Origin of the sequence: Streptococcus sp. 2022WUSS135 (genome assembly GCF_044427045.1) — a bacterium.
Classification (GTDB): Bacteria; Bacillota; Bacilli; order Lactobacillales; family Streptococcaceae; genus Streptococcus; species Streptococcus hashimotonensis.
The window spans coordinates 1-6,555 of the sequence record NZ_JAOTGL010000047.1 but is presented as its reverse complement, the minus strand read 5'-3'; the positions used below and the strand labels follow the sequence as shown (position 1 = coordinate 6,555).

Here is a 6,555-nt window from a genome sequence, read left to right as displayed (position 1 = left end):
TACATTTTCATGCCTTTCTAGTTGTTTTGTGGTTATTATAATTATAAAGCATGAAATGGAAAACGAGCAACTCCTAAGTGGAATTGCTCGTTTTTTATATGTGAGAAGCTAGTTTTTGCCCAGCCTCCGTATGTTACAAATATTGTTTTGCTACTTCCAAATCACCGTCGTAGGCGGCCTTTTCGCCATTGACAATCTGGTAGGCGTCAGCCCCCTTGCCTGCGATGATGACGGCATCTTTCGGAGAGTTTGTCAGGCTCATGGCTGTACGAATGGCTTCTTCCCGGTCCAAGATAAAGTCGCTTGGACGGGTCATGTGAGCACGGATTTGTTCAGCAATAGCAGCTGGATCTTCACGGTTGGGGTCATCGGCTGTCAGGATAACATCTATTTGAGGATAGTCATTGAGCAGAAGACCGAAGTCCTTGCGGCGACTTTCTCCCTTGTTACCAGGAGCTCCCAAAATCAAAATTACCTTACCTGTCTGGTGTTCCAAGACGACGTCAATCAGCTTCTTGACACTATCGCCGTTATGGGCGTAGTCCACGAATACCTTGGCACCGTTTTGCTGGGTCAGGACTTCCATGCGACCAGGGACATTGGTTTGGGCAATCCCTGTGTGAATATCTTCCAGACTTGCCCCCAAGCGAAGACAGGCCAGCCCTGCTGCGATGGCATTTTCTTGGTTGAAGCCACCGATCAGCTGGATATCGTAGTGGCCAGCTAATTTGCCGGTCGCTGTGAAATCAAAACCTGCTGACTGACGAATCTGGTTTTCAGAAGTCGGCCCATAAAAGTCATGGTCTTTAGAGCTGACTTGGTTTTTCACCACCTCAAAATGGTCCATTCCAGCATTGACAATAACCGCTCTGCTATTGTCCATCAAAAGTCGCTTGTGGTAGAAATAGTCCTCAAAAGTCGGGTGCTCAATGGGACCAATGTGGTCAGGGCTGATGTTGAGGAAGACGCCGACATCAAAGGTCAGCCCGTAAACCCGCTTTACCAAGTAAGCCTGGCTAGACACCTCCATAATCAAGTGGGTCATGCCGTTCTTGACCGCCTCCGCCATCATGGCAAAGAGGTCCAGGCTCTCAGGCGTGGTTAAGGTGGACTTGAAGAAGGTTTTGCCGTCCAGCGTGGTGTTCATGGTCGAAAGCATGGCAGGTTTCTTGCTCTGTTTAAGGATGTTAAAAGCAAAATAAGCCGCCGTTGTCTTACCTTTGGTACCGGTGAAAGCCAGAAGCTTGAGCTGTTTCTGGGGATGACCATGAAATTCCATAGCAATCAGGCTCATAGCCTGCTTGATGTCGTGGACGATGATAGCAGGAATGCCAACCTCATAGTCGATTTCAGACACGTAAAAAGCCAGCCCAGCCTCGATAGCCTTTTCCAGAAATTCCTTCTTAAAGGCCAAACCCTTGGCAAAAAAGAGAGTCGTTGGGCTAACAGTTCGGCTGTCATAGCTGAGGGCATCAAACTGGACATCCGTCCAAGTGCTGTCAGTCTGGTTATTCTGTTTGATATGGCGGAAGTTGTCATCCGCTTCTAAGATGTCTACTACACGTTCAATTTTTATCATGTTTCTATTGTAAACCTATCTAGTGGTTTTTACAAGTCGGGACTTTGTAAATAAAGGCTTTTTGATTGTTAAAATGATTACATGTGACATTTCTTCCTGAAGCAATTTGTGCTATAATAGGAGAGATTGAAAAAGGAGAAGTTTATGTTTTATTCTTATCTACGAACACTATTAACATTCTTGTTGTGGGCCATCAATGGCAATATTCACTATCATGATAGAGAGAAGATTTTGCCACAGGAGGAAAATTATATTCTTATCGCTCCGCACAAAACCTTTTGGGATCCAGTCTTTCTTGGCTACGCAGCTGCTCCTAAGCAGTTCATCTTTATGGCTAAAAAAGAACTTTTCAAGGACCGTGGTTTTGGCTGGTGGATTTCAAAATGTGGAGCCTTTCCCATTGACCGTGAAAATCCTGGTATGGCAGCCATCAAGTATCCAGTTAACATGTTGAAAAAAAGTGACCGTTCGCTGGTCATGTTTCCTTCTGGAAGTCGTCATTCATCTGAGCTCAAAGGTGGTGTGGCGGTCATTGCCAAGTCAGCCAAGGTCAAACTCATGCCAGCTACCTATGTGGGTCCCATGACCATCAAGGGGCTCTTAGCTGGTGAGCGAATCGATGTGGCTTTTGGAAATCCTATCGATGTTTCGGACATCAAGCGTATGGATGATGCAGGTACAGCAGAAGTAACTAGCCGAATTGAGACTGAGTTCAAACGCTTAGATGACCATGCGGCATCCTTCCAAACCAAGAAAAAGCCAAATATCTTGACTTATATCTATCGTATCCCAGTTCTTTTGCTGGTTGCTCTTATCTTGGGACTGACCTATGCCTTTAGCTATATCGCCAGCTTCTTCTGGCAACCAAGTACTCAGTTGGATAAAAAATAAGTAAATGAAACTCGCAGCTTGCGGGTTTTTTGTATTTTTTGCGAACTATATAGGTGGAGGTAATTTATGGATACGATTAAAACTTATATAGAAATGCTTAAAGAATACAAGTGGCAGATTGCTCTGCCAGCAGTTGCAGGTCTGCTTCTGACCACATTCTTAATATTCAGCCAACCAGCTAAGTCAGATCAAACAGGACTGACAGATTTTTCACAGACCGAACAAACGTCAAGTAGCTCTGAGTCTGTCGAGGAAACCAGTACAGAAGTAAGTGAGGAGCCCAGCCAGCTGGTCGTCGATGTCAAAGGAGCGGTAGCAAAGCCAGGACTCTACACTTTAGAAGCTGATGCGCGTGTTAATGATGCGGTTGAAGCAGCTGGCGGCTTGACCAGTCAGGCAGACCCCAAGTCTATCAATCTGGCTCAGAAGCTCAGCGACGAAGCAGTGGTCTATGTGGCCAGCAAGGATGAAAATATCTCAGTGGTTGCCAGCACGACTGCCAGCTCTGCTATGTCCCAAGAAGAAAAAAACACCAGTCTGGTCAATCTGAATACGGCGACCGAGGCGGATCTGCAGACCATTTCGGGCATCGGTGCCAAGCGAGCGACAGACATTATCACCTATCGTGAGGCAAACGGTGGCTTCAAGACGGTTGACGACCTCAACAATGTTTCGGGTATCGGCGACAAGACCATGGAAAGTATCCGGCCATATGTCACGGTTGAGTAAGCTCCCCTGCCTGCCCATTCACCTGGCAATCTTGGCGGTGGCGGCCTACTTTGCAGTCCATTCTTTTTCCCTCTTGACAATGGGCCTGCTAAGTCTGTTGCTAGCTGTCTTTGGGTTTCGGCAAGGTAAGGCAGTGTTCCTCAGAACGCTGCCGCTTCTAGCCCTGTGCGGTCTGTTTTTCGGCTGTCAGAAGGTCCAATGGGAGCGGGCAGCCCAGTCAGCCCCAGAGCAAGTGACGACTGCGCAGGTCATTCCAGATACCATTGACATTAACGGGGACAGCCTGTCTTTTCGAGGTCGGACTGACGGACAAACCTATCAGGTTTTCTACAAATTAGCCAGTCAGGAGGAGCAGGCTTATTTTCAAAAGCTGGCAGGTCTGGTCCAGCTAGAAGTGGAAGCAGAGGTCAGCCTGCCAGCTGGTCAGCGGAATTTCAAGGGCTTTGACTATCAGGCCTACTTGAAAACCCAGGGCATCTATCGGACTGTCAAGCTAACAACGATTAAGAAGATTATCCCTGTCCAGTCTTGGAATGTTTTTGACTGGTTGTCAAGCTGGCGGAGGCAGGCCTTGGTCTATATCAAAACCAATTTTCCAGCACCCATGAGTCACTACATGACAGGGCTCTTGTTTGGGGACTTGGATAGTGAGTTTGACCAGATGAGCGACCTCTATTCTAGTCTGGGTATCATTCATCTTTTTGCCCTGTCTGGTATGCAGGTGGGCTTTTTCATCGACAAGTTTCGCTGGATTTTGTTGCGTTTGGGCTTGACCAAGGAAACCGTAGACAAGTTGCAGATTCCCTTTTCCCTTGTCTATGCTGGTTTGACAGGCTTTTCGGTGTCAGTGGTGCGGTCCTTGGTCCAGAAAATTTTGGGCAATATAGGCTTGCGGAAGCTGGATAATTTTGCGGTGACGGTCTTTGTCTGTCTGCTGGTGCTGCCCCGATTTTTATTGACAGCAGGAGGAGTGTTGACTTTTACCTATGCATTCTTGCTGACGGTCTTTGATTTTGAGGATTTGGAGCAGGTCAAAAAGGCTGCGGTGGAAAGTCTCAGTATTTCACTTGGGATTTTGCCGGTGCTCATGACCTATTTCTATGCCTTTCAACCCTTGTCTATTCTCCTGACATTTGTCTTTTCCTTTATCTTTGATGTCCTGCTTTTACCAGGTTTGTCAGTCATTTTTCTCCTGTCACCTCTGGTCAAGGTGACTTTGGTCAATGGATTTTTCGTCTTTATGGAAAACATCATTGTCTGGGTGGCAGATTTGGGATTTCGGCCTTGGATACTGGGCAAACCGTCTGGGCTGGTTCTCTTGCTTTTGCTGGTCAGCCTCTTCTTACTTTATGATTTTCACAGGAAGAAAAACTGGCTCCTAGGACTGAGCTTGGTCCTCGCTCTGCTATTTTTCATAACCAAACACCCGTTGGAGAACGAGGTGACGGTGGTGGACATCGGGCAGGGGGACAGCATCTTTTTGCGGGATATGCGGGGGCGGACGGTTCTGATTGATGTGGGCGGACGGGTCGATTTTGCAGCCAAGGAAGCGTGGCAGGAGCGGTCTCGGGAGGCAAATGCAGAGCGGACTTTGATTCCTTATCTGCATAGTCGGGGCGTGGACAGGATTGATAGTTTGGTCCTGACCCATACCGATACGGACCATGTGGGCGATGTGCTGGAAGTGGCGAAGCAGGTCCAAATTGGTCAAATTTACGTGTCGCCTGGAAGCCTGACGGTGCCTGACTTTGTAGCCACCTTGAAAGAAATCAATGTCCCTGTTCATGTAGTGAAAGTGGGCGACCGCTTGCCGATTTTTGCCTCTTATCTGGAGGTCCTCTATCCAGACGGGACAGGCGACGGTGGCAATAATGACTCTGTTGTCCTTTACGGTCGTTTGCTGGAAACCAATTTTCTCTTTACAGGGGACTTGGAGCAGGGGGAGTTGGACTTGATAGAATCCTATCCCAACTTGCCTGTCGATGTCCTCAAAGCTGGTCACCATGGCTCCAAAGGGTCTTCCTATCCTGAATTTTTAGACCATATCGGAGCCAAGATTGCCCTGGTATCTGCTGGAGAAAACAACCGCTACAAGCACCCTCACCAAGAAACCTTGGACCGCTTTGACAGTCGAGATATCCAAGTCTATCGCACCGACCAGCAAGGAGCTATTCGCTTCCGAGGTTGGAAGGAGTGGAGGATTGAAACGGTGAAGGAGGTAAAATGATAAATCCTATGCACTTATGGTTCTATGGTTTCAAAGTTCACGTGCTCGCTGCCTTATCTAGCTATATTCTGCACTATGTTACTACGCCAGCTTCTGGTAACGACTTCAAAGAGGTTGCTGCCTTATTGGAAAGATGCCAACAATCTGTGATTGTAGCAGTCTTACTCACTCCATTGTATTTCAAATAGTCTATATTTTGAATTTAAAAATTGATTTTCATTTCTTTTCATTAAATATTGAAATCGTTTTCGGATTTGTGGTATAATAAAGTATGATTTACCAAAGGAGGAAGTCCTATGTCTGTTAAAGATTTTATGACCCGTAAAGTTGTTTATATTTCACCAGATACAACCATTGCACACGCTGCAGATATTATGCGTGAACAGGATTTGCACCGTCTGCCTGTTATTGAAAATGATAAGTTGGTTGGTTTGGTCACTGAGGGAACGATCGCAGAAGCTAGTCCATCGAAAGCAACTAGCCTATCTATTTACGAGATGAACTACCTTTTGAATAAGACTAAGGTCAAGGATGTGATGATTAAGAATGTTATTACAGTCTCAGGTTACGCTAGTCTTGAAGATGCTGCTTATCTCATGTATAAAAACAAAGTGGGGATTCTTCCAGTTGTTGATAACGGTCAACTGTATGGGGTCATTACTGATCGTGATATTTTTGCAGCTTTTCTTCATGTCTCAGGTTATGGAGAGGAAGGAGTACGCGCTCGGTTCCTTGTTGAAAATAAGGCAGGGGAGTTAGAAAAAATTATTCGATTGGTGGCAGATAAGGATTATAATATTGTATCTACTGTACAACTTGCTACCAAGTCTGGAAAAGTTGTCATCGAAGTACAGATTGACGGAAAAGTTGATGTTGAAGAAGTTCGAACTCTTTTCGAGGGTGCAGGTATCCAAGTGGATAGCTTGGTTCCGACTGTTGCTAAAAATATTTAAAGAGGCTGGGCAAAAACTAGCCGCTCACATATAAAAAAACGAGCAATTCCAATTAGGAGTTGCTCGTTTTCCATTTCATGCTTTATAATTATAATAACGACAAAACAACTAGAAAGGCATGAAAATGTATAAACAGTATAACACAAATCAGTTAAGTTTGGAATTAAATATTGCTT

The 6,555-nt window shown here is 45.8% G+C and carries 6 protein-coding genes and 1 pseudogene; 5 read left to right on the top strand and 2 right to left on the bottom strand.

Annotation, left to right across the window (positions count from 1 at the left end):
• Nucleotides 1-133: 133 nt before the first annotated feature.
• Nucleotides 134-1,579 carry a UDP-N-acetylmuramoyl-L-alanyl-D-glutamate--L-lysine ligase gene (locus ODU45_RS09665; protein WP_398578273.1) on the bottom strand — a complete coding sequence of 482 codons (1,446 nt, stop codon included), beginning with the start codon at nt 1,577-1,579 and terminating at the stop codon, nt 134-136.
• Nucleotides 1,580-1,723: 144 nt separating this feature from the next.
• On the opposite strand from ODU45_RS09665, the gene ODU45_RS09660 reads away from it, so the two are divergent.
• From ODU45_RS09660 to ODU45_RS09640, 5 genes and pseudogenes are all read left to right on the top strand, one after another.
• The gene (locus tag ODU45_RS09660) at nt 1,724-2,470 is read left to right on the top strand and encodes a 1-acyl-sn-glycerol-3-phosphate acyltransferase (protein ID WP_105151057.1); all 747 of its coding nucleotides are present in this window, start codon (nt 1,724-1,726) and stop codon (nt 2,468-2,470) included.
• Nucleotides 2,471-2,536: 66 nt separating this feature from the next.
• On the top strand, nt 2,537-3,199 hold the full coding sequence (locus ODU45_RS09655; RefSeq protein ID WP_136671478.1) for a helix-hairpin-helix domain-containing protein: 663 nt from the start codon (nt 2,537-2,539) through the stop codon (nt 3,197-3,199).
• A complete protein-coding gene (locus ODU45_RS09650) occupies nt 3,183-5,426 on the top strand; it encodes a DNA internalization-related competence protein ComEC/Rec2 (RefSeq protein WP_136671479.1) in 2,244 nt (747 codons plus the stop codon). The genes ODU45_RS09655 and ODU45_RS09650 overlap by 17 nt, the downstream gene beginning before the upstream one ends.
• Before the next feature lie 11 nt (nt 5,427-5,437).
• Nucleotides 5,438-5,590 (top strand): annotated as a pseudogene (locus tag ODU45_RS09645) (transposase); the annotation flags it as partial.
• A gap of 132 nt (nt 5,591-5,722) precedes the next feature.
• Nucleotides 5,723-6,379 carry a CBS domain-containing protein gene (locus ODU45_RS09640; RefSeq protein ID WP_002935353.1) on the top strand — a complete coding sequence of 219 codons (657 nt, stop codon included), beginning with the start codon at nt 5,723-5,725 and terminating at the stop codon, nt 6,377-6,379.
• Here the strand turns inward: ODU45_RS09640 and ODU45_RS09635 are convergent.
• Nucleotides 6,376-6,555 (bottom strand): hypothetical protein (locus tag ODU45_RS09635; RefSeq protein WP_398581215.1); only part of this gene is annotated, 180 nt, incomplete at its 5' end. The genes ODU45_RS09640 and ODU45_RS09635 overlap by 4 nt on opposite strands.

Coding starts and splice junctions, on each gene's coding strand:
- ODU45_RS09650 (WP_136671479.1), top strand. CDS start 3,183: ATGTCACGGTTGAGTAAGCTCCCCTGCCTGCCCATTCACCTGGCAATC.
- ODU45_RS09665 (WP_398578273.1), bottom strand. CDS start 1,579: ATGATAAAAATTGAACGTGTAGTAGACATCTTAGAAGCGGATGACAAC.
- ODU45_RS09655 (WP_136671478.1), top strand. CDS start 2,537: ATGGATACGATTAAAACTTATATAGAAATGCTTAAAGAATACAAGTGG.
- ODU45_RS09660 (WP_105151057.1), top strand. CDS start 1,724: ATGTTTTATTCTTATCTACGAACACTATTAACATTCTTGTTGTGGGCC.
- ODU45_RS09640 (WP_002935353.1), top strand. CDS start 5,723: ATGTCTGTTAAAGATTTTATGACCCGTAAAGTTGTTTATATTTCACCA.